16 protein-coding genes (1 of these 16 only partly in view) are annotated in these 22,836 nt (G+C 51.8%); 13 read left to right on the top strand and 3 right to left on the bottom strand.

All coding sequences use genetic code 11. The features are described 5' to 3' along the window. The first annotated feature begins 189 nt into the window (after positions 1-189). The 5 genes from ACR9Y8_RS13575 to ACR9Y8_RS13555 all read left to right on the top strand — a co-directional run bounded on the left by ACR9Y8_RS13575 (position 190) and on the right by ACR9Y8_RS13555 (position 6,499). Positions 190-417 (top strand): hypothetical protein, encoded by a 228-nt coding sequence (locus ACR9Y8_RS13575; RefSeq protein ID WP_481213783.1) that lies wholly within the window; start codon positions 190-192, stop codon positions 415-417. Positions 418-601: 184 nt separating this feature from the next. Then, positions 602-1,975 carry a dipeptidase gene (locus ACR9Y8_RS13570; protein WP_481213782.1) on the top strand — a complete coding sequence of 458 codons (1,374 nt, stop codon included), beginning with the start codon at positions 602-604 and terminating at the stop codon, positions 1,973-1,975. Positions 1,976-1,982: 7 nt separating this feature from the next. Then, on the top strand, positions 1,983-2,372 hold the full coding sequence (locus ACR9Y8_RS13565) for an RNA-binding S4 domain-containing protein (RefSeq protein ID WP_481213781.1): 390 nt from the start codon (positions 1,983-1,985) through the stop codon (positions 2,370-2,372). 169 nt (positions 2,373-2,541) lie between these two features. After that, positions 2,542-3,771, top strand: a complete 1,230-nt coding sequence (gene lysA / locus ACR9Y8_RS13560; protein WP_481213780.1) for a diaminopimelate decarboxylase — start codon at positions 2,542-2,544, stop codon at positions 3,769-3,771. Between the two features lie 388 nt (positions 3,772-4,159). Further along, entirely contained in the window at positions 4,160-6,499 is a 2,340-nt protein-coding gene (locus ACR9Y8_RS13555) for a hypothetical protein (RefSeq protein WP_481213779.1), read from the top strand. 96 nt (positions 6,500-6,595) lie between these two features. On the opposite strand, the gene ACR9Y8_RS13550 is transcribed toward ACR9Y8_RS13555, so the two are convergent. Both ACR9Y8_RS13550 and ACR9Y8_RS13545 read right to left on the bottom strand, forming a co-directional pair. Then, positions 6,596-10,231, bottom strand: a complete 3,636-nt coding sequence (locus tag ACR9Y8_RS13550; RefSeq protein WP_481213778.1) for a BamA/TamA family outer membrane protein — start codon at positions 10,229-10,231, stop codon at positions 6,596-6,598. Between the two features lie 100 nt (positions 10,232-10,331). Further along, positions 10,332-11,174, bottom strand: a complete 843-nt coding sequence (locus ACR9Y8_RS13545; RefSeq protein ID WP_481213777.1) for a hypothetical protein — start codon at positions 11,172-11,174, stop codon at positions 10,332-10,334. A gap of 81 nt (positions 11,175-11,255) precedes the next feature. On the opposite strand from ACR9Y8_RS13545, the gene ACR9Y8_RS13540 reads away from it, so the two are divergent. Genes ACR9Y8_RS13540 through ACR9Y8_RS13520 form a run of 5 tightly spaced genes read left to right on the top strand, consistent with a single transcriptional unit; the run spans position 11,256 to position 17,088 of the window. Then, on the top strand, positions 11,256-12,542 hold the full coding sequence (locus ACR9Y8_RS13540) for a Pycsar system effector family protein (RefSeq protein WP_481213776.1): 1,287 nt from the start codon (positions 11,256-11,258) through the stop codon (positions 12,540-12,542). A 6-nt stretch (positions 12,543-12,548) separates the two neighbouring features. Continuing rightward, the gene (ppk1, locus tag ACR9Y8_RS13535; protein ID WP_481213775.1) at positions 12,549-14,618 is read left to right on the top strand and encodes a polyphosphate kinase 1; all 2,070 of its coding nucleotides are present in this window, start codon (positions 12,549-12,551) and stop codon (positions 14,616-14,618) included. Between the two features lie 51 nt (positions 14,619-14,669). After that, the gene (locus tag ACR9Y8_RS13530; RefSeq protein ID WP_481213774.1) at positions 14,670-15,182 is read left to right on the top strand and encodes a thioredoxin family protein; all 513 of its coding nucleotides are present in this window, start codon (positions 14,670-14,672) and stop codon (positions 15,180-15,182) included. Between the two features lie 7 nt (positions 15,183-15,189). After that, complete coding sequence (locus ACR9Y8_RS13525; protein WP_481213773.1) at positions 15,190-15,660, top strand: DUF4442 domain-containing protein; 471 nt, start codon at positions 15,190-15,192, stop codon at positions 15,658-15,660. A 15-nt stretch (positions 15,661-15,675) separates the two neighbouring features. After that, positions 15,676-17,088 carry an MBL fold metallo-hydrolase RNA specificity domain-containing protein gene (locus tag ACR9Y8_RS13520; RefSeq protein WP_481213772.1) on the top strand — a complete coding sequence of 471 codons (1,413 nt, stop codon included), beginning with the start codon at positions 15,676-15,678 and terminating at the stop codon, positions 17,086-17,088. Positions 17,089-17,204: 116 nt separating this feature from the next. Here the strand turns inward: ACR9Y8_RS13520 and ACR9Y8_RS13515 are convergent, their stop codons facing one another. Continuing rightward, a complete protein-coding gene (locus ACR9Y8_RS13515; protein ID WP_481213771.1) occupies positions 17,205-19,760 on the bottom strand; it encodes a M1 family aminopeptidase in 2,556 nt (851 codons plus the stop codon). A 122-nt stretch (positions 19,761-19,882) separates the two neighbouring features. Here ACR9Y8_RS13515 and ACR9Y8_RS13510 point away from each other — a divergent pair, with 122 nt between their 5' ends. The 3 genes in view from ACR9Y8_RS13510 to truA are tightly spaced (at most 45 nt apart) and all read left to right on the top strand, a layout consistent with a single transcriptional unit that may run on beyond the window. Further along, a complete protein-coding gene (locus ACR9Y8_RS13510) occupies positions 19,883-20,380 on the top strand; it encodes an acyl-CoA carboxylase biotin carboxyl carrier protein subunit (protein ID WP_481213770.1) in 498 nt (165 codons plus the stop codon). Between the two features lie 45 nt (positions 20,381-20,425). Beyond that, entirely contained in the window at positions 20,426-22,102 is a 1,677-nt protein-coding gene (locus ACR9Y8_RS13505) for a DUF4476 domain-containing protein (protein WP_481213769.1), read from the top strand. Beyond that, positions 22,102-22,836, top strand: partial view of a tRNA pseudouridine(38-40) synthase TruA gene (truA, locus tag ACR9Y8_RS13500; protein ID WP_481213768.1) — the 5' portion only. Its footprint extends 24 nt past the window's final position; only the first 735 of its 759 coding nucleotides appear in the window; it begins with the start codon at positions 22,102-22,104; its stop codon lies beyond the right edge, outside the window. Before ACR9Y8_RS13505 ends, truA begins: the two co-directional genes overlap by 1 nt.

The raw sequence follows: 22,836 nt of genomic DNA, 5'->3' as shown, positions 1-22,836 counted from the left end.
CAGTGTCAGAATGATATTTATAGTCTGCCGTTTAGGTATGCCCGAAAGTTTCATAGTTTAATAGTTTAAATGTGTAAGATTGCCGTTTATGCGGGAAGCAATTCCGGTTTCGCGTGACGTCATTGCGCTGGCTGCATACCGCTCATTAGCCGCCGTCATTGCGCTGGGTGCATCCGCTCTTCAGCCGCCGTGATTGCGCTGGCTGCATCCGGCTCTTCCTTCGCGTCATTGCGCTGGGTGCATCCGCTCTTCAGCCGCCGTCATTGCGCCGGATGTATCCGCTCTTCCTTCGCGTCATTGCGCTGGCTGCATCCGCTCTTCAGCCGCCGTCATTGCGCCGATGTATCCCGCTCTTCCTTCGCGTCATTGCGAGGAGCAGTAAAGCCTTGTGCGTGGGGCGACGAAGCAATCTTTTAGTTAATCTTGGGGAGGCTAAAAGATTGCTTCGTCGCCCCAGGCGCTAGCCCCCTCAGTGCTCCTCGCAATGACGGCAGCGGAAGACCCTCAACCCTCGCAATGACGACGGCGGAAGACCCTCAACCCTCAAACTTTGAAACTTTCCCTTAAATTGCACCCCATTGTAGACTTAATTTTCCTGAATATGCAAGTTTGGAAAGATTACCAGGCAAATCATAAAGACCGCTTCCTGGACGAATTGTTAGCACTGCTGCGCATTCCCTCTGTCAGCGCAGATTCCCGCTTTAGCCAGGATGTGAAAAATTGCGCCGAAGCCGTAAAGCAGCGCCTGCAGGAAGCCGGCGCAGATAACGTGGAAGTGTGCCCTACCGCCGGCCACCCCATCGTCTACGGCGAAAAAATAATAGATCCGAAACTACCCACCGTGCTCGTATACGGCCACTATGACGTGCAGCCGGCCGATCCGCTGGAGCTCTGGCACAGCGGCCCCTTCGAGCCCGTTATTAAGGACGGTAAGATCTTCGCACGTGGCAGCGCCGACGATAAAGGCCAGTTCTACATGCACGTGAAAGCCTTCGAGATCATGGTCAAAACCAACAGCCTGCCCTGCAATATCAAATTCATGATAGAAGGGGAGGAGGAAGTAGGCTCCGCCAACCTGGGCATCTTTATCAAAGAGAACAAAGAACGCCTGAAGGCCGACGTAGTGCTGATCTCCGATACCGCCATGATCAGTCTCGAAAATCCTTCCCTGGATACCGGTCTCCGCGGACTGGCCTACATGGAAGTGGAAGTCACCGGCCCCAACCGCGATCTTCACTCCGGCGTATACGGCGGCGCAGTGGCCAACCCGGCTACCATCCTCTGCCAGCTCATCGCCTCCATGCACGATGAGAACAATCATATTACCATCCCCGGTTTCTACGATAAAGTGATCGAGCTCTCCAAAGAAGAAAGGGCAGCCCTCAACAAAGCGCCTTTCGACGAAGCGGAGTACAAGCAGGACCTGGGCGTAGATGAGCTCTGGGGTGAGAAAGGATACTCCAGCATCGAGCGCACCGGCATCCGTCCTACCCTCGAAGTGAACGGTATCTGGGGCGGCTACACCGGCGAAGGCTCCAAAACGGTACTGCCTTCCAAAGCATCTGCCAAAATATCCATGCGCCTGGTGCCCAACCAGGATTGGATCGAAATATCCGAACTGTTCAAAGCGCATTTCGAAAAGATTGCGCCCAAAACAGTAAAAGTAAAGGTAACTGCCCACCATGGTGGCAGCCCCTATGTTACGCCTACGGACCATATTGCTTTCAAAGCGGCCAGCAAAGCCATAGAAAGCACTTTCGGCAAATCGCCTATTCCCGTGCGTGGCGGCGGCAGCATTCCCATCGTGGCGCTGTTTGAGAAAGAACTGGGCTTAAAGACCATCCTCATGGGCTTTGGCCTGGATAGTGATAACCTGCACTCTCCCAACGAGAAGTACGGGCTGGAGAACTTCTACAAAGGAATTGAGACCATCCCTTACTTCCACCAGTACTTTGCGGAGATGAGCAAAAAGTGAGAACAATATGCCAGCAACTGAAAAGCTCCGGGTGGATAAATACCTCTGGGCGATCCGTATATTTAAAACCCGCACCCAGGCCGCTGCCGCCTGCGACGCAGGCAAGGTCAAACTCAATGGCGCAGCCGTAAAAGCCGCCCGTACCGTAAGCCTCGGCGATCAGTACGAAGTGAAGACGGAAGCCCGCCGCTGGAAAATTGAAGTTACCGGCCTGCTGCATAACAGGCTCCAGTATACGGAAGCCATCAAATATTATGTAGACATCACACCCGAAGAAGACCAGCAATTCAACCAGCGGGTAACCGCCAGCTTCTATACCGGTAAACGGCCCAGCAAAATAGGCCGTCCTACCAAACGTGAACGCCGCGATCTCGACGACTTCATGGAAGGGGAATAATAGTTTGAGGTTTGAAGTTTGAGGTTTGAGGTTCAGAAGAAGGATGCCTTCCTGGTTACTTTTCCTGAACCTCTAACCTCCAACGAACTTCAAACCTCAAACTTCAAACCTCAAACTCCTTAAACTTTCAGATTTGTTGTTGTAAATTCGCACACTTATTATAAAATAGATGCCTACTAAACAAAGCGACGTTCTCTCCGCCGATTACCTGGTGAAGATAGCAGAAGAATTCGGTACCCCCGTTTACGTGTACCACGCAGAAAAGATCAAAACCCAGTACGAAAAGCTGCAAAAGGCTTTTTCGAAGACGGACGCCCGTTTCTTCTACGCCTGTAAGGCCCTGACCAACATCAATGTGCTGAAGTACATCAACTCCCTGGGCTGCGGTCTGGATACCGTATCCATCCAGGAAGTGCAGCTGGGCCTCAAAGCAGGCTTCGATCCCAAGAATATCATTTTTACGCCCAATTGCGTGGATCTCCAGGAGATCATCGCTGCTAAAGACCTGGGCGTGAATATCAATATTGACAATATTTCCATACTTGAACAGTTTGGCAATACCTTTGGCGGCAGCTATCCCATCTGCATTCGCCTGAACCCTCACATCATGGCCGGCGGTAACTTCAAGATCTCCACCGGGCATGTGGACAGCAAGTTCGGGATCTCCATCCACCAGCTGCGCCATATCGAGCGTATCGTGAAAAGCACCCGCCTGAAGGTAACCGGTCTGCACATGCATACCGGCTCCGAAATAAAGGATGTGGACGTGTTCCTGCGCGGCGTGGAGATCATGTTCGAAATGGCCGAGCACTTCCCTGACCTGGAGTTCATTGACCTGGGCAGTGGCTTTAAAGTAGCCTACCAGCAAGGCGATCCGGAAACAGACATCGACCTGCTGGGCAAAAAGCTCTCCGACGCCTTCAACGGCTTTAACAAGAATTACAGCCGCCCGCTGCAGCTGTGGTTCGAGCCCGGAAAGTTCCTCGTAAGCCAGAGCGGCTACTTCGTGGTGAAGACCAACGTGATCAAACAAACCACCGCTACCGTATTCGTGGGCGTTAATTCAGGCTTTAACCACCTGATCCGCCCCATGTTCTACGATGCCTTCCATCTTATTAAGAATATCTCCAATCCCAAAGGCACAGAACGGATCTATACCGTGGTAGGAAATATCTGCGAAACAGATACCTTCGGCTGGGACCGCAAGATCAACGAAGTACGGGAAGGCGACTACCTCGTATTCTATAACGCAGGCGCCTACGGCTTCGAAATGTCTTCCAACTTCAACTCCCGCCTCAAACCTGCGGAAGTAATGGTGAAAGACGGTAAGCCGCAGCTGATCCGGAAAAGAGACACTATCGACGATCTGCTGAAGAACCAGATAGAGATCGAGATCTAAATACGCCCTCTCCGTCATTGCAGGCGTGGGTCTTCAGCCTACGTCATTGCCAGGCGCATATAGCCATCGTGGGTGGCCGGGCCGAAGCAATCTTTTAACGACAAACGGTAGTCCTGCATTTGTCATTAAAAGATTGCTTCGTCGTTTCCACGCGCTAACCCTCCACTGCCTCCCCGCCATGACGGTACATTAAGTCTTCGTTCCTACAGGCTAGTTATGTCTGCTGCATGTCATCCTTGTCCTCTTATGAAATTTTAATCCTAAAAAATGTTATAAATTTGCAAAACTTCCTTCCACTGCTTATTCCTGCACAAACAGTCACACTGTAGTACGTTACCTTTCTATGACAGAAATATTGCGAATGAATTAATTTATACTCTAGTTGATTATGAGAGTCTTAACCGCACAGACGGGTGTATTTAAAGAAGAAGGGGTGATTGAAAGCCGTATATCATTCGCTCCTTTTGTAAGGTACCTGAAAGAAAAGGCAGCCCGGGGAGAAGATACGCGCGCTGCATATTACCAGAAGCTGGTAGATAAGTTTGAACAAACACCCACCGCCCTCGTGCCCTTCAAAGGGCCGGAAGAAGTGGCGGCCCACCAGGAATTACTGGACATCGTAGCGGCCAACGTTTTCCCCGTAACCGCTGATATGGATAAAGATATCTATGGCATCGGCATGCCATACAAGTTTGCCATCTTCTATTACTCCGAGCAGTTCAAAAAGGTATTCACCAAAGACGGCGAGCACCTGGCCACCGCCCCCCATGGCATCGCCACCGAAAAAGTGGAGCGCGATAAAAAAGAATGGCTGTATAAGCTCATCCTCCAGAAAGTATATGATTTCCCGGTCAGCTATGATACAGAGATCATCCACACCGTTGCCACCCCGGAGAACAATACCGGCATCAAGGGATATGTAAAGGTGAAGGTGGATCCCCGCTTTGTAGACGTAAGGGTAAAAGGCCAGCTGCCCGAGCTTTGTTACGACAAGGTATGCCTTAAACAGGCCTCCCTGGAATGGCTGGAAGAAGTGCTGCCCCTCAGCCTCTTCGCCCTGGAAGGCTTTGTGATCTGGACCGTGAAAGATGTTACCCAGGAACAGGTGCTCAACCGCGTGAAAGACCTGGTCATGAACATGACAGAGAAGAACGAGCTGAAAAGCTACCGCAGGTTTGAAGAGAACGTACTGGCTGCCGCCCAGATCAAAGACGCGAGCGTGCACCTGCTGCCCGTGCCCAAGATCAACGGCCGTTACCTGCTCGAATCCCGCTTCACCGAAACAGACATCGTGCTGGGCATGAAGGGAAGCGAGAAAACGCAGCAACACCTGTTTCAGCTGATGCTGGAGCATGTGCTCGAAAACCAGGACCCCCTGGTGCTGCCAACCGTGAATGAAACCACCGTACAGCCTTATCCTTTCCTGAAATACCTGCCACTGAAAGGTATCAAAAGCTTCATCATGGCCCCTGTTATGCATGAAGACGGACTGCTGGGCATCATCGAAATGGCCTCCACCCAGGAGAACGCCATTACCCTCGAATCCCTTGGTCATATGGAAGTGCTGTATCCCATGGCGCAGATGTTTGTTAGCAGGAGCCTCAGTATCCTGAACAACCGCATCACCGGCGTCATAAAAGAAGAGTTCACCGCGCTGCAGCCCGCTGTGGAATGGAAATTCATTGATGCCGCCTGGAACTACCTGCACACACCTCCGGGTGAGCGCAACTATATCGGTAATATTACCTTCAACGATGTATACCCGCTGTACGGCGCTATCGATATCCGCAACTCTTCTATAGAGCGCAGCAACGCCATACATGAAGATCTGCGCGAACAGCTGCTGCTCACACAGGATACGCTCGAACAGATAGACGGCAGCATTTATCTGCCGCTGCTGGAAGAGATGCGTGTCAGGAACAGCAGTTTGCTGAGCGGTATAGACAGCTCCATGCTGTCTGAAGAAGAACAGCAGATCACCGAGTTCCTCGACCACGAGATCGCCCCGCTGTTCCGCCACCTGTACGACAGCCATGCAACGCTGCACCCGCTGCTGAATAAATATTTCCAGACCATCGACAAGTCCGAAGGGCACATTCTGCGCAACCGGCAGGAATACGAAGCCAGCCTGGCCGCCATCAACATGGCCATCAGCCAGTACCTCGATAAGGAAAAGGAAAATATCCAGCTCTCATTCCCCTGCTATTTCGAGAAATACCGTACAGACGGGATAGAGTATAATATCTATATCGGGCAATCCATTGCCCAGTCCCGCAAATTCGATATGCTGTACCTGCGCAACCTGCGCCTGTGGCAGCTGTCGTCCATGGCAGAAATAGCAAGGCTGACCCATAAGCTCAAAGGAGAACTGAAAGTGCCCCTGCAAACCACCCAGCTGATCCTGGCGCATAGCAATGCCATCGACATTAGCTTCCGTCACGACGAAAGGCGTTTCGATGTGGAAGGCGCTTACAATATCCGTTACGAGATCATGAAAAAGCGGATCGATAAAGTGCATGTGGAGCCCGGCGGACAACGCCTCACACAGCCCAACACCATCGCCGTGGTATATGCTTATGCCAAAGAGATGGAAGAATACCGCAAATACATCCAGTTCCTGCAAAGCAAGAACATCTTAAAACCTAATATTGAAATGCTGGAACTGGAAGAGCTGCAAGGCATCAGCGGCCTGAAAGCAATGAGAGTGGAGGTGAACCTGGAAGATTAAAAAAGTCGTAAGTCGTAAGTTGTTAGTCGTTAGTGAGCGGATACAATCTTCGCTTCCATCACTAACGACTAACAACTTACGACTTACGACTTTTCCTTAAAATCTAAACCCTAACGTAATATACGGCAGCGTGCCCTCCTTTGACTTACCCACCGTAGCCTGCAGCACAAACATATTCACCGGCACCAGGAATAATCCTCCGCCATACCCATCATGCCATATACCTGATTTTTCTCCCTCCAGCCAAACACGGCCCACATCATTATACGCTAACAATCCTACAGATGCAGGGAACAGGTAAGACTTGAACTGGAACAGCTTCACCCGCAGCTCTATATTATTATATACCATACTGCTGCCCGCAAAGCGGTTGTTGCGGTATCCGCGCAGGTTCTGCACACCGCCCAGCATCAGCGCCTGGAAGAATTCATAATGGCCCCAGATATGTCCGCCGCCTAAACGGGTTACCAGCACTACATTGGCTGGAATGCGGAAGTTGGTGTACAAGCTCATATCTGAAGTGGCCTGCAGGTAATGATGCTTCTCCTGGTTCAGGCCCTGGTTGCCCAATAGGCTGGTAGTCCACAGCAGCCCACGCAAAGGCAGGATCTCATTGTCGCGGGTATCGATGGTAATGCCCAGCCGCAACCCTGCATAGTCTTTACTTGTATAAACGCTCTGCGAGTCCAGCCCGTTCTGTGAGAACTTGGTTACAAAACGATCAAAATTTTCGTCCTTGTCAAGCGCGTAGTGCGTGAAAGACGGGCCGTAGAAGAACCTTACCTTGGAGCTTAGCTTGCTTTTCAGCAGGGCTTCGGCATTGTACAGGTTATAACGGGAACGGTAGTACCAGATGTCCAGTGAGCGGTCATACACGCTTTCATTACCCAGTCCAAAAAAGTTGATGGTATTATGCGGCGCTTTAGCGCTGGCTAATAATGACAGGTCGGTAGTGCCGATCACGTCGGTGAATTCACCCATGTAACGGAACTGGTAAGCCTGTGTGGCGATAGAGTGCCCGGCGATGAAAGTATGCCTGGCGGCAAACGGCTCTTTACGCCAGCCCTGTTTGGTATACTGGAAGCCCACTCCCAGCGAGAGGCCGTCATCCAGGTTATAGCCTGCAAAGATCAGGGGCATCAACCGGTCATATTTGAAAGCCATACGATCATAACGGATCACTGCCGGACTGGATGAAAGCCGCAGCCTGCCATGATCCAGGGCAAAGCTGTCTTTACCCTGTTTCAGATCGTATATACGTACCGGTTTACCACCGCCATTAGAGCTGTCTATATACGTATCGCTGTCCTTACCGCCGATCAGCCTCACCTTGATCGGGCTGCCATGATCACCGCTTACAATGAAACGGTCGTTGCCGCCAAGACCGTACAGGCGGATCTCACGGGTATCATCCGGGTCAAAGGTGCGGGAGTAGATCGCCTGTTCCCTTTCCCCGTCCTTGCTGATCTTATAGGCATTCACCGCCAGCTTTCCTTCCGGGAGTTTCTGGATGGTGAAGAGCTCATTCTTTTGTGTGCCGGGTATGTCCACTGCCTTGGCCAGGAAGCGGTAATATTGCATAGCGGCCGGTTCCAATACTTCCCTGCGGGCCTTCAGTTTGTTGAAGGTCTCGTCGCCCACCATGGCGCGCACGGTATCCGGGAAGCGTTTTACAGCCGTCAGCATTACGGTGTCTGTCATTTGCTGTACAAACTGGTGAATGTGGTCCTGCCATTGCTGCTCATTGAGCTGGTTCAGGAAAGAACGGTCAAAATAACGCGCGTTGAAATTGAAGCCGTTGATATCCCGGTAGTGGTCCCTGAATCCCTGGAACTTGGGCAATGCCCATTTGCGGGAGGCGATCCAGGGAAGTATCCCCTGACTCACAAAAAAGGCCTGGTCACGGTCTCTGGGGATGGGGTAGAAGGTTTTGCCTTTGCCTTCTTTATTTTTACTAACGCCCCAGCGCCACTGATCGTCATGGCGATCCCAGTCGCCAACCAGCATGTCCAGCAGGCGGGCGTGCAGCACTTTTTCCTGGTCTACAGAATTATCGTTGTCGCCCTGCAGCTGTCCCAGCGTTTTTTCGGTATTATAGGTTTTGTCTTTTACCGGTTCCCTTTCTTCCAGCAGGTATACATCTCCGCCAAAAGCTTCGTAGATGCCCAGCGAAGTGTCTTTGGGCAGGTATACAAAAGTGGGATTGCTATGCGGCACGCCAGCTGCTTCGGCCATGGAGGCCACCACCGGCGGTGCATAGGGATTGGAGGAAGAGATCTGGTCCTGCACTACATCCTTGGCAAAGGTTTCCCTGAACTCTTCAGGCAGCGCATTGCGCGGGTCTTTCTTGAGAGAGCGCAGTGCCCACTCTTCACCCTGTGCATCTTCCAGTCGCAGGGAGCGGGTTTGCATACCGCCGCCGCGTTGGTTGATCCGCAGGCCGCCTTTTTCTTTGCGCAGGTCCAGCACCGGGAAGTTGAGGGGCGCCGCCCAAACGGCGCGGTAGTTGTCGCCCAGCCACCAGCGGTGAAAGCCGCTGGCTTTATTGTACTGCGGATCCGCAGGCATCCTTACAACAGCCGGCAGTTCAGCAGCCGGCGTAATGGTGGCGACAGCCGCTGCTTTAATATCCGACAGCTTCAGCAGGTTATTTTCGTATACCGGCTTTTGAGGGTCAGCGGCCAGGTAATACTGAACGCGCAAGGTGCCGTCCTGCAGCAGCTCCAGTGCGCTGAAGCCATTGCCGTAGGTGGCGAACAGGGTGTTTTTCCCTTTCTTCACACGGTCATGCTTGGCGGCGCTGCCACTTACGATATAATAGTTTTGTCCGTCTTTCAGCAGTTGCAGTGCATGGTCATGTCCGGCTACAAACACGGTAGGGCCATGTGCTTTAAACGTTTCCTCTACCCGCCTGATCATCTGCTGGTATTCCGGGTGGGGAATGTCTTCCCTGGCGCCGAATACCCCGCGGGCAATAGGATAGATAGAGCCCAGGATCGGCAGAGGGATGTACAGGCCCGGCTTCAGGTCAGTAAAAGGAAAGATATGCTGCTTGATAGTATAATATCCGCCGTGAATGCCATGGCTGCGGAAAGGGTGGTGGGTGGCAAACAGGATCAGCTTACCCCGGTTGCGGGCCACCATATCTGAGAGTGATGTGATCACCTCTTCTTTGTCCTTGCAGTCGCAGGAAGAGCCGGCCCCTGGCTTTAAGTAGGGAAACAGCCACCACTCGCTGTCCATTACGATCAGGGTCACATTGTTATTGATGGGCACCTCCACCGGGCCGGGACATCCGTCCTGCGGCAGGTAGCGCACATTGGGCAATGAGAGGGAGTCTACGTACTGCTGCTGGTTGCGGACAATAGACCAGCCGTTGGGCTTCATCTTGTTCCAATCATGATTGCCGGGAACGAAGATGGCATTGGCGGAGGTGTTCTTTACCAGGCCCACCTCATAGTCCAGGATCTCTTTGGCATGCGGGTAGCGTTTGTCTGCCTCGTCGGGTAACCCGTAAGGATATACGTTATCGCCAAGATAGATCACGGTATTGCGTGCGTCCTGCATGTTATAACGCTGCCGTACAGCGTCTATGACCGGGTTACGGCCATCCTGGTGCAGTTCGCCTGCGTCGCCTATCAGGATAATTCTTTGAACAACATTATCTGTCTGCGCGTGCGCAGCGCCGCAGCAGGCAACAGTGATAAGCAATGGGAAAAGTCTCCGCAGCATAGTACGTTAATTTAGTCGATACGGTTGATGGCAATCAATATCTAATATCGTAATGGGATCCGACCTTCTGATGTCTGAATTACGTATTTCGATGTATATTTTATGGTTTGTAAGTGAATTTCAGAATGTCTGCAATCCCGTCTCCTGCTTCATTCGAGATATACATATCCCCGTTGGGCGCAAAAGAGATGCCCTCCGGCTGCTCGTATAGCTTGCTTTTGAGGTAGTGCGCCTCCTGCACCTTGCCGCTCATGTCTGTTATAACCAGGAGGTTGTTGATAGCGTCTATGATGTATAAGCGTTTTTCAATGGGGTGAATGGCCGCCGCTGATGGCCTGAAATTCTTCATATCAATGCCCAGGATCTTACCGATCTCTCTTACATCGATCCGGTAAGCCGGGTCCGGATCATACTGCATGGTGCCCAGGTTGAAGCGGTAAGCGCTGCTGGCGCGTTGTCCTTTGTCCTCCTCGCATTGCTTGCAGATGACGATCAGGCTGTTGTTGCCGGGCTCGGGGTAAATGCTCTCAAACTCCTGCTTGCCCTTTTTATGAAAAGAGTACTCGGTAGAGGTCACGCTGTCGGTAAAGATGTCATGTACCAGGTATAAAGTGCCGTTGCTCCTCAGCACGATCCAGCCCTTCGGGGTATAAACCAGGTCCTCGTAATCCCCGCTGCGGTCAAATTTGGAAGTAGGGTAGGGCTTGTTCGTGTTCACGTCTATCATGAAGATCTTGCCTTGTTCATCATTGATAGCGTAAATATGGTGCTCATCCGGGAACAGCTGGATACCGGATATCTCCTGCATAGACTCCCTTACCCGGAACTTTTGAGGTTCCGTAAGTTTATATCCTTTGGGAGAGCTGTGTTTTTTCTGCTGATCGCTGAAAGCATTACAGGAAACGAACAACAGTACAAGCAAGGCGGGTAAGCGTATATCCATAGTTAAAGATTGTAAGGCCGATTTACGTGGTAAATTTAAATCAAAAATGCAGTAACTTGCTGTTCTTCTGAATTGTTATTTATGCAAATAGCGTCCATTATCGAAGCTGCAGGGCAGTATGTAAAGGCACAGTATCAGCAACATCCGAATCCAAACCTGGTTTATCACGACTTAACCCACACACAACAGGTGGTGGATGCTGCGGAGCAGATTGCTGCCCATTACCGGCTCCAGGAGCAGGATCAGCTGGTGGTAATGGTCGCAGCCTGGTTCCATGATGCCGGGTATTTGCTGGGCAACGCCAAGGGCCACGAGGAAAAAGGCGCCGAACTGGCCCGTACCTTCCTCCAGGAACAGCATGTGCCCGAATCCATACAACAGCAGGTGAGCGGCTGTATCATGGCTACCAAAATGCCGCAAAACCCGCATAACCTGCTCGAAGAGATCGTATGCGATGCAGACCTCTTCCACCTGGGCTCCAAGCACTATAAAGAGCGCAGCAAGGCCATGCGCCAGGAGGCAGAAGCTACTCTGGGCAAGGATATTCCCGGCGCTGCCTGGGCGGGGACCAGCCTCCTTTTCCTGGAAAATCACCAGTACTTTACCGATTACGCCCGTGTTCTGCAGAAAGAACAGAAAGAGGATAATATCCGCTGGCTCAAAAAGAAGATGAATAAAAAACATAAGGACGAAGACGAAGCAGCAACAGCAGCCAGTCCTAAGCAGCTGAACGCAAGCCGGGTATCGGCGCTGGCAGAACAGCATCTGACCAAAGAAGAAAAGAAAAAAGAAGATAGAAAAGAGAAGGATAAGGAAGCGAAGAAAGCGGATAAATTCGGCAGAGGCGTTGAAACCATGTTCCGCACTACCTCTACCAACCATATACGCCTGAGCTCTATGGCAGATAGTAAGGCGCATATCATGATCTCTACCAACGCGATCATCATATCCATCCTCTTATCTGTGCTGCTGCGCAAACTGGAGGATAACCCGAACCTGATCATCCCTTCTTTTATACTCCTGGCTACCAGCGTGATCACTATTATTTACTCTGTGCTGGCTACCAGGCCCAATATTACCAACGGCCGTTTTACCCGCGACGATATCGAGAAGAAAAGGACCAACCTGCTCTTCTTTGGTAATTTCCACGGCATGAGCCTGGAAGAATATGGCTGGGGCATGACCGAAATGATGAAAGATGCCAATTTCCTGTATGGAAGCCTGATCCAGGACATCTACCACCTGGGCGTAGTGCTGGGCCAGAAATACCGCCTGCTGCGCATTGCTTATAATATCTTTATGTGGGGCCTCATCATATCCGTTCTGGCCTTCGTGATTGCTGTGGTTTTCTTTCCGGTAAAAGACTAATAGTGCATGGACATTCCATTATATGATCGTGATCTGAGCTGGCTTACCTTTAACTATCGTGTATTATGTATGGCGAAGGACGAACGGGTACCCTTATACGAAAGGATCCGCTTCCTCTCCATCTTCTCTTCCAACCTCGATGAATTCTTCCGTGTGCGCATGCCCGCCGTACTGGCGGTGAACAGGCTGCTGCAGCAGGATCCCGGTGCAGCAGGAGAGGAGCCCGTATCACCCGGCACCCTGCCTGCTGTTCAGCAGGAGATAGACCGCCAGCAGCAGGAATTCGGACAGATCCTCACCGGCACCTTACTGCCCGAACTGAACAGGCAAAAGGTACACCTGTATTATAAGGAAATCATCCCGCCCGTACATCATGCCTTTATAAGAGAGTACTTCCTGAACAGGGTGCTGGCCTACCTGCAGCCCGTATGGCTGCGCCGTAAACGGCATTTCTTCCTGGAAAACAACACGCTGTACCTGGTGATCACGCTCACACCGAACGATGCGCCTGAAAAGGAAGAATATGCTGTGGTGAATATTCCCAGTCAGCAATTGCCCCGCTTCATTGAACTGGAGCCGGTAGAGGGCATGTATTATATCGCTATGCTGGATGATGTGATCGGGCAGAACATCGCCTTCCTCTTCCCTAACCATACCATCACCGGTTGTCACAGCATCAAAATAACAAGAGATGCTGAAGCCGACCTCAACGAACTGAAAGGCGATGTGCTGGAGCAGGTAGAGACCATGATCCGTAAAAGGGAATTGGGCATACCTACCCGTTTTCTCTATGACGCCTCGATGCCGCAGCCTACCCTGCAATACCTGCTGGCTTATTTCAACATACAACCCGGCGAGCCCGTACAGGGAGGCCGCTATCATAATCTTAAAGACCTGGCTGATCTGCCCATGCCGCTTAAGGCGCCCGCGCTTACTTACGGCAAACTGCCTGCAGGCCGTTTGCCCATGGTGGAGAAAGCGGAGCGTATATGGGACATCGTTATGCAACAGGATCTCCTGCTGCATGTACCCTATCAGCGTTATGATCCCATCCTGCGCTTCTTCAATGAAGCGGCCGCCGATCCAGATGTGAAGGAGATCTTCATCACCCTTTACCGTATCGCTTCCGGCTCCCTGATCGCCAATGCGCTGATCAGTGCCGCCCGCAACGGCAAACAGGTAACCGTGTTTGTAGAGTTGAAGGCCCGCTTTGACGAGGAGAACAATATCCGCTGGTCCAAGAAGATGAAAGAGGCCGGTGTAAAGATCGTGTATAGCATCCCCGGACTGAAAGTGCACGCCAAAACAGCGCTGGTAAAGCGCAAGCGCGGCTACAGGTGGGACTATATCGGTCTCATGTCTACCGGTAACTTTAACGAGAGCACCGCCCGTTTTTATACAGACCATGTGCTGATCACGGCCCACCCGGGCATTACACAAGAGCTGGAACTGCTGTTCCTTTACCTGCAAACAAGGGAACAGCCTGCAGAATACCGTTTCATCAATTTCCGTCACCTGCTGGTGGCGCAGTTTAACCTGGTAGCCCGTTTTACGGAGCTGATAGACCGCGAGATCGCCAATGCCAAAGCTGGCAAAAAAGCTGCCATTACTATCAAGCTGAACAACCTGCAGGAAAAGCAGATGATCGGCAAGCTCTATGAAGCTGCACAGGCAGGGGTAGAGGTAAAGCTGATCGTTCGCAGCATTTGCTGTTTGCAACCCAACCAGCCCGAAAGCGCCGGTATAACGGTAACGCGTATAGTAGATCGCTTCCTCGAACATGCCAGGGTGTTCATCTTTCACAACGATGGACAGGAAGAAGTGTACCTGGGCTCTGCAGACTGGATGAACCGTAACCTGCACCGCCGTATCGAGGTTTGCTTTCCCTTATATGATCCGCAGCTGCAGCAGCAGATGAAGGAGATCATCCGTCTGCAGCTGGCAGACAACACCAATGCCATGCTGCTGGATGAACATATCAGGAATGTAGCGCCGCCTGCCCCGGCCCCGGGAACGGAAGTGAACGCGCAAACGGCCATACACGCCTACGTACAGTCTTTATACCCATCAGAATAATTTTCTTATATTTAATAAACGTATCCGCTCCGATCACTAACGACTAACGACTTGCGACTGACGACTCTCTTTATCGGATTGTTCTTATTGCTGGCGGCGCCTGCCGTACAGGCACAGGCCCAGGCGCCTTACGACCTGGAGCATATTTACGATCCTTCCGCTAACGCTGCTGCAGATCTTGAACGCGCTACCCAGCAGGCGGCACGTGAAGGCAAGCACGTATTATTACAGGTAGGCGGCAACTGGTGTATCTGGTGCCGCAGGCTCTATAAGTTCATGCACGACGATGCACAGCTGGATAGCACGGTACGCAGGAACTACGTGGTCTATCACCTTAACTACAGCAAAGAGAACCGGAACCTGCCCCTGCTGCAAAAGCTGGGATACCCGCAACGTTTTGGTTTTCCCGTACTGGTGATCCTCGACGCAAAAGGCGCCCGCCTCCATACCCAGGATACCGGCCTGCTCGAATCAGCAGATACCTATGATAAGAAGAAGCTGCAGGACATGCTCCGCCAATGGGCGCCCGCTGCGCTGAGCCCTGCCCATTACACTACGCAATAATGTTGTTATGGCATTCATAGATAGGGTAAAGCACCCTTTATTCTCATTGTACCTGCTGCGTAAGCTGCCCATTGCCTGGCTCTCGGGCGTAAGGGTCAGCCACATTGCGGCGGACAGCTGCACAACGGTGGTGCCTTTCCGCTGGTTATCCCAGAACCCTTTTAAGTCCACCTATTTTGCCTGCCTCGGTATGGCCGCTGAAATGAGCACCGGTCTGCTCGCCATGGCGCATTCCAGTGAATCGCCCTATCGTGTTTCCATGTTGGTGACCGGCCTGCAGGCTTCTTTCGTTAAAAAAGCAAAAGAGCGTACCTGGTTCACCTGCCGCGAGGGCAGGGCCATTAAAGATGCGATCGCCCATGCCGCTACCACCGGAGAACCGGTTACCATCACCGTACAAAGCAATGGCGAAAGCAGGGACGGCACGTTAATTGCAAGTTTTGCTGTCACATGGTCCTTTAAGGCCGTTAAGAAATAAAACACCACAAGAGATATGAAGATCGCATTCCATGGAGCAGCACGCACCGTAACGGGCTCCAAACATTTGATCACACTAAAGAGCGGAAAGAAGATATTACTTGATTGCGGCATGTTCCAGGGAATGGGGAAGGAAACAGACTCCCTGAACCGCGACTTTGGCTTTGATGCCGCCGGAGTAGATTATATGCTGCTGTCGCACGCACATATAGATCACAGTGGCCTGATCCCCCGCCTGGTAAAGCTGGGCTATAAAGGTACTATCTGGTGTACAGACGCCACCAAAGACATGACGGAGATCCTGCTGATGGACTCTGCAGAGATCCAGGAAGATGATGTGAAGTTCTCCAACAAGAAACGTGCAAAGGAAGGTCTGCCTTATATTGAGCCGCTCTATACGATAGAGGATGCCAAACGCGCCCTCACCCATTTAAAGCCGGTAAGATACCAGGAATGGTTCCGCGTATGCGATGAAGTGGAGGCCATGTTCACAGACGCAGGCCATATCATCGGCAGCGCTGCGGTGCACCTGCGCATCAAAGAGAATGGCAAACCGGTACAAATAACTTTCAGCGGTGATATCGGCCGTTATGGCGATGATATTCTCCGTTCTCCCGCGCCCTTCCCGCAGGCAGATTATATTCTCATGGAATCCACTTACGGCAGTACCCTCCATGCAGATGCTGCTCCTTCAGACGATGCATTGATAGGGCATATCCATAACACCTGCCAGCTAAAGAAAGGTAAGCTCATTATTCCTGCCTTCAGTGTAGGCCGTACCCAGGAGCTGCTGTATGCCCTGAACCGCGCGCAGCTCAATGGCAAGCTGCCTAAGGTGGATATTTTTGTAGACAGTCCGCTGTCTATGGAAGCTACCCAGGTAGTCAAAAGCCACCCCGAATGCTTTAACAAGACCGTATCCAGGCTGCTTGAAACAGACAGTGATCCTTTTGATTTCCCCGGCCTTCGCTACATCAGGTCAGTAGATGAATCCAAACAGCTCAACTTCCGCCGCGAGCCTTGTGTGATCATCTCTGCCAGCGGCATGGCGGAAGCTGGCCGTGTAAAGCATCATATCGCCAATAACATCGACGATTCCCGCAATACCATCCTGATAGTAGGCTATTGCGAGCCGCAATCATTGGGTGGCCGCCTCATGAGAGGAGCCAAAGAAGTATCTATCTTCGGCACCCACTTTGAAGTAAAGGCTGATGTAGAGATCATCCGCTCCATGAGCGCCCACGGTGATTATGAAGATCTCCGCCAATGGCTGGGCAGCCAGGATCCCCGCGAAGTAAGAAAACTTTTCCTGGTACACGGCGAATACGAAGTGCAGACCGTCTTCCGTGAATGGCTCCTGAAAAAAGGTTTCCGCGACATCGAAATACCGGAACGCCACTACGAGATTGGCCTCGGTAACGGACATTAAAAGCAAAGGGCTGATCAATCCGATCAGCCCTTTGCTTTTAGTTGACAGTTATCAGTTGACAGTTGTCAGTTGTTTGTCGCCGGTTACCCACTGACGACTGTCAACTTTCAACTTTCTTACTCCCCATTCCCTGAGCTCTTCAGCTCCTGTATCACTTTCTGAATATAATCACTCTGCTTTGTCAACCCTTCCTTATCCGCTCCATTACCACCTGCAGCTTTCGCCTGCTTCTTCTGCACCATCGGCTGCATCAGGTTAATCAGGTAATTATTCACCATATTATTCTTAAACTGGTCCGCCATCTCCTTGATCTGGCCAATACCTTTGATCACGGCATCTGTATTGTCTACATTCGCCAGCACATTCAGGTACTGTATCGCTGCATCAAACTTCGCTTGTCCGCCGCCGGCTTCCTCAAAGTTCTTCGCAAAGAAAGCCACATCGCCGCTGTTACCTTTCTTGGCATATACTTCTCCGATAGCGGCAGAAAGCCCGCCTTTGGCAGTGGGCTCCAGCTGTTTGGCCAGGCTGTAAGCCTTTTCAGGGTTCAGTTCATACAGGCCTGTCAGCGCGGCGCCTGCAGCAGTATAAGAGCTGTCTTTGATACCAGCTTCAAACAGGGCATTATATTTTGCATCTTTCAGGTTACCCAGTTGATCCAGGGCGGCAGCACGCACCAGTGCGTTCTCATCGCTCTTGGCCAGGGTAGCCAGTGTAGCGGCAGTAGCTTCTTTCACGGCAGCATCGTCCAGTTTCAACCCGCGGATGTCCAGTATGCGCAGGCCGTGAAATTTATCTTTCAGGGCGGCGGCCACTACTTTACGCGCATCTTCGTTGCTGGTCTGTTGTTTCAGACAAGCCTCGATCGCTTCGCGGCGGTCCAGGTATAAAGGCGCGTGATAGAACTGGTACACGTAGGTGCTGATATCGCGGTGGTCGGTTTTCTTCGCCAGCAGCACTTTATCGCCGTCCACGTTCACGAACTCAGGTTTGGTAGTATAAGAGAAGGTAAAAGTATCTACCGCATCGTTCATCGTTACCTGGTGACGCTCTTTTTTGCCGCCGCTGTAAATATCGATCGCCATGGGCAGCTGGAAGATCTTACCGGTCTTCTGGGTTTGCTGCAGGATCACGCTCACTTTTTTTCCGGCGTCGTCATAGTTGTAGCTGATGTCCAGCTGTGGATATCCCTGTCCGAAATACCATTGGTTCCAGAACCAGTTCAGGTCTTTACCTGTCACTTCTTCGAAGGCCAGGCGCAGGTGATGGGATTCTGTTGCCTTAAAGGCGTTCGTTTTCAGGTACAGGTTCAGTGATTTGAAGAAAGCAGAGTCGCCAACATAGTTGCGCAGCATGTTCAGAATACGGCCGCCTTTCTGGTAGCTCACGGCATCAAACATATCTTCTTTATCGCGGTAGTGAAAACGTACCAGGTCACGATCGCCGGCGTATTGGGTGAACTGCATGTAGCTGTTCATGGATTTGTAGCTGTGATCATCCGCCATGTCTTTACCGTACTTGTGCTCAAACCAGAGGTATTCGCTGTAGTCGGCAAAAGATTCGTTCAGTGTAAGATTGCTCCAGGATTCGCAGGTGGCCAGGTCGCCAAACCATTGGTGGAACAGTTCGTGCGCGATCACTGACTCACCGGATTTGTTATCGTCCAGCAGCTCGCGGCTGGTTTTCTGCAGGAAGTCGCCATGCAGGGTAGCCGAGGTATTTTCCATCGCGCCGGAAACATAATCCCTTACAACGATCTGGGAGTATTTAGGCCAGGCGTACTCATATCCCAATACTTTGGAATAGAAGCTCAGCATTTCAGGCGTATTGCCGAAGATCGCTTTCGCATAGGGCGCATAGGCATGTTCTACGTAGTAGTTCACCTCTTTGCCTTTCCAGGTATCCTTTACGATGGCAAAATCGCCCACTGCCATCATGAACAGGTAGGGCGCATGCGGCAGGTCCATTTTCCAGGTATCGGTGCGGGTGCCGTCGGCATTGTTCTTCTGGCTTACCAGCTTACCGTTGGAGAGGGTCACATATTTCTTCTCTACGGTCATGCTGATCTCGTCCGTGGTTTTCTGGTTGTTCTTGTCGATAGTAGGGAACCAGGCAGAAGAAGCCTCAGTTTCGCCCTGTGTCCAGATCTGGATAGGCTTGTTCGGGTCTTTTCCGTCCGGGTTGATGAAATACAGGCCTTTGGCGTCGTTGATGGCGGCGCTGCCCTGTACTTTCAGCTCATCCGGTTTAGCGGTATAATCGATATATACAATATAGGATTCGCTGTTCCGGTAGCTTTTATCCAGCTGTATTTTCAGTTCCCATCCGTCGTAGTCATATTTCAGGGGGCTGTTCTTACCGCCTTTTACTACTGCCACCTGCTTGATGTCCATTCCTTTGGCGTCCAGGGTAAGGGAATCAGTAGGGTAGAAGTGTGGTTTCAGCGTGATCCACGCCTTACCGTACAGATATTTTTTAGCGTAGTCAAAACGAACGTCCAGCTTTGTGTGCACCAGGTCATTCACCTTGGTAGGAGAGGCCCGGTAGATCTTCAGGCGGGGATCATCCTGGTTGTCATCGGCTCCGGATTGAGCGCTGGCAGGGGCATTCCAGGCTAGTCCGGCGGTGGCTCCTAACAAAAGGCTCAGCAATGTTTTCGTCAATAGATTCATGTAATGTCGGTTTTAAACAAAAGTAGCAGGTCTTTAAATCGATAAAGCCCAAATTTAAACAAATGGCCTAAATACAAGGCAAGTGGTTAAAATTCCTATTTTTGCCCCAAGACAGCATGATAATGATAAAGGCAACTGTAAACGGGGGAAGCCCCTTATCCATCCAGACCGGCGCAAAGGTCAACTGTAATGAAACCACTGTAGACTGGTCGGCAGAAAGGCTGCCCGCAGGCAATTACAGCATTCTGATGGATGGGCGCAGCTATACCGCACAGCTGCTGAAAATAGACCGGGAAGCCAAGATGGTGACCCTGGAAATAGACCATCAGCTGTATGAGGTGGCTATCGAGGAGCCGATCGATCAGCTGTTGGCTGCCATGGGGATCAAAGACGCCCTGGCGCATAAAGTGAATGATATTAAGGCGCCCATGCCAGGCCTCGTATTGAAGGTACTGGTGGAGCCGGGACAAACCATCCGTAAAGGCGATCCGGTATTGGTACTGGAAGCCATGAAAATGGAGAATGTATTTAAATCAGCAGCCGACGCAATTGTAAAGGCCATCAAAGTAAGCCCCGGCACTGCGGTGGAAAAGGGGGAGGTTTTAATAGTGCTGGAATAATATTTGCATAATCAACACGCATTAACGCGTTTTAGCAATCCTGATATGATCCGATATTTTAAAAAGGGTATATATACCCTGCTGTTTTGCCTGTTGGCCGCGGGAAGGCTGATAGCCCAGGACCCGCAGTATTTCATATACATCCAGCATGAGAAACAGCAACCTTTCTACGTAAAATATAAAGGTAAGATCCTCAGTTCTTCAGACCGGGGATACATTATATTGTCTGAACTGCCGGCCGGCACGCTGCCTATTGCCATCGGCTTCCCGAAGAGCGAAGCGCCCGAGCAGCAGTTTAAAATAAAGCTGGGTAAAGACGATCAGGGCTTTCTGCTGAAACGTACCGATGAAAAGACCTATGCCCTCTATAACCTGCAGACCTTTGCAGTGACCATGGCAGGCAGTGAAGGGGGAGAGAACGGCCGTATGCAGGCCGTGGATCAGGGTACCGCTGCCCCCACCGAAGCCGCGGCTCAGCCGGAGAGTACTCCGCAGGCCGCCCCTGAAACAGCTGCGGAAACGGCAACGCCCGCCCCTCCGGCAGCGGATACCAATGGCCAGGCTATGATGGCTGCGCTGAAAAAAGACCTGGACTCTGCCATGGCAGGTAAGGCCGAAGTGTCTGTCACCACCGCGGCAGCCAATACTACGGCGGCTGCAAAGCCAGCAAAAAAGAGCAGCAAATTTGCCGAAACCCTCGATAAGGTGGTAAATGACGACCGCCCGGAAGATATTCCCCTGGAAGAGCCGAAAGCGCCCGCTGCGGCTCCTGCAGCTGCTCCTGTAGCGGTTGACCTGAGCGCGGTGACCCTGACCAGCGGCGAAGGCAGAAGGAACCGTAAAAAACGTAATAAGGAGCGGGAACCGCTTACAGAAGACGAACAGGCGCTGGCCACTGAAGTACTGGCCGAAGAGCGTAAAGGTGAAGCGCTGGATAGCACGGCCGCAGTAAGCACTGACACGGCAGCAAAGCCTAAGGAAGAGGCGCCCAAAGAACAGCCGGTAGCGCCTCCTGCAGACCAGCCGGCAACAGATCCGGCTCCTACCGTAGCTGCAGATGCAACTGCGCCTGCCGTACTGCCTGCCACGGAGGAAGCAACAGACAAAAAACCTAAAAAGTCAAAGAAGAAGAAAGATACAGACCCGCAGTTCATAGAGTTTATGGACGACAGCACCCAGCAACAGCAAAGGGTGGCCGCAGAGCAAGCTACCGCTGCGCCGGCTGTTGAAAATCCTGACATGGCGGCTGTAACCGACACTACCGCTAATGAATCCAAGCGCGAGAAACGCAAAAAGCGCAAATTGGCTGAGGCAATAGAGATCACCGAAAATCCCAACAATATTGTAAAAGACAGCGTTGACTACGATGCGCCGCGCCGTAAGGATAAGCAGGAAGCAGACAATTCCGGGCTGAAAATGGTGAATTCCGACTGTGAAAAACAGCTGGATGACGATGGCTTCCGCAAACTGCTGCGCAAATTCGTAGCCGCCAAAGACGATGCAGGCATGGTGGAAACCTTCCGTCGCAACACCCGTGGTTATTGCCTGGAAACGGCCCAGATCAAAAGGCTGGCCCAGCTGGTGAACACGGATGAATACCGTTATCAGCTGTTGGACATGGCCTATCCTAAGGCGTATGACTCTGAAAAGTATGCCAGCCTGGCCGACCTCCTGGCGGACAGCTATTACCAGGGCCGTTTTAAAGCAATGCTGCACAAATAATGACCGGGTCTGCACTACGCCGTTATTTCATAGAAGTATCCTATAAAGGCGCGAAATACGCCGGTTTCCAGGTTCAGGAAAATGCCCATACCGTGCAGGCAGAGCTGGACAGGGCTTTGAGCCTGCTGTTCCGTGCGCCTATCGCTACTACGGGCTCCAGCCGTACAGATGCGGGGGTGCATGCCCTGCAGAACTTCCTGCATTTTGATACGGAGCTGCCGTTGCATCCGCAGTTCCTCTATAAGGTCAATGCCATCCTGCCGGAAGATATCGTGCTAAAGGCTATCTACGAGGTGGCGCCTGATGCGCATTCCCGCTTTACTGCTACCGGCCGGTCTTACGAGTACTACCTGTATACGCATAAAGACCCCTTCATGAAAGACAGGGGCTATTATTTCCCCTACAAGGTGGACACGGGCCTCTTGCAGGAGGCGGCTGGTATCCTCAGGGAATACCAGGATTTTACCACTTTTTCCAAGCGCAACACCCAGGTAAAGACCTACCTTTGCAGTATCCGCGAATCTTACTGGACGATCAATGATGCACAGATGGTGTACAACGTCTCTGCCAACCGTTTTCTGCGGGGCATGGTGCGTGGCCTGGTAGGCACCATGCTGCGGGTGGGCCGGGGTAAGCTGTCCATCCGGGAGTTCCGGGAGGCAATAGAAAGCCGGGATTGTACCAGGGCTGATTTTGCGGTGCCTCCCCAGGGGTTGTTCCTGGTAAAAGTATCC

This window comes from Chitinophaga sp. SVR4-12A, assembly GCF_056754765.1.
Note: the sequence above shows the minus strand (reverse complement) of the source record. Positions and strands in the feature narration are given on the sequence as shown.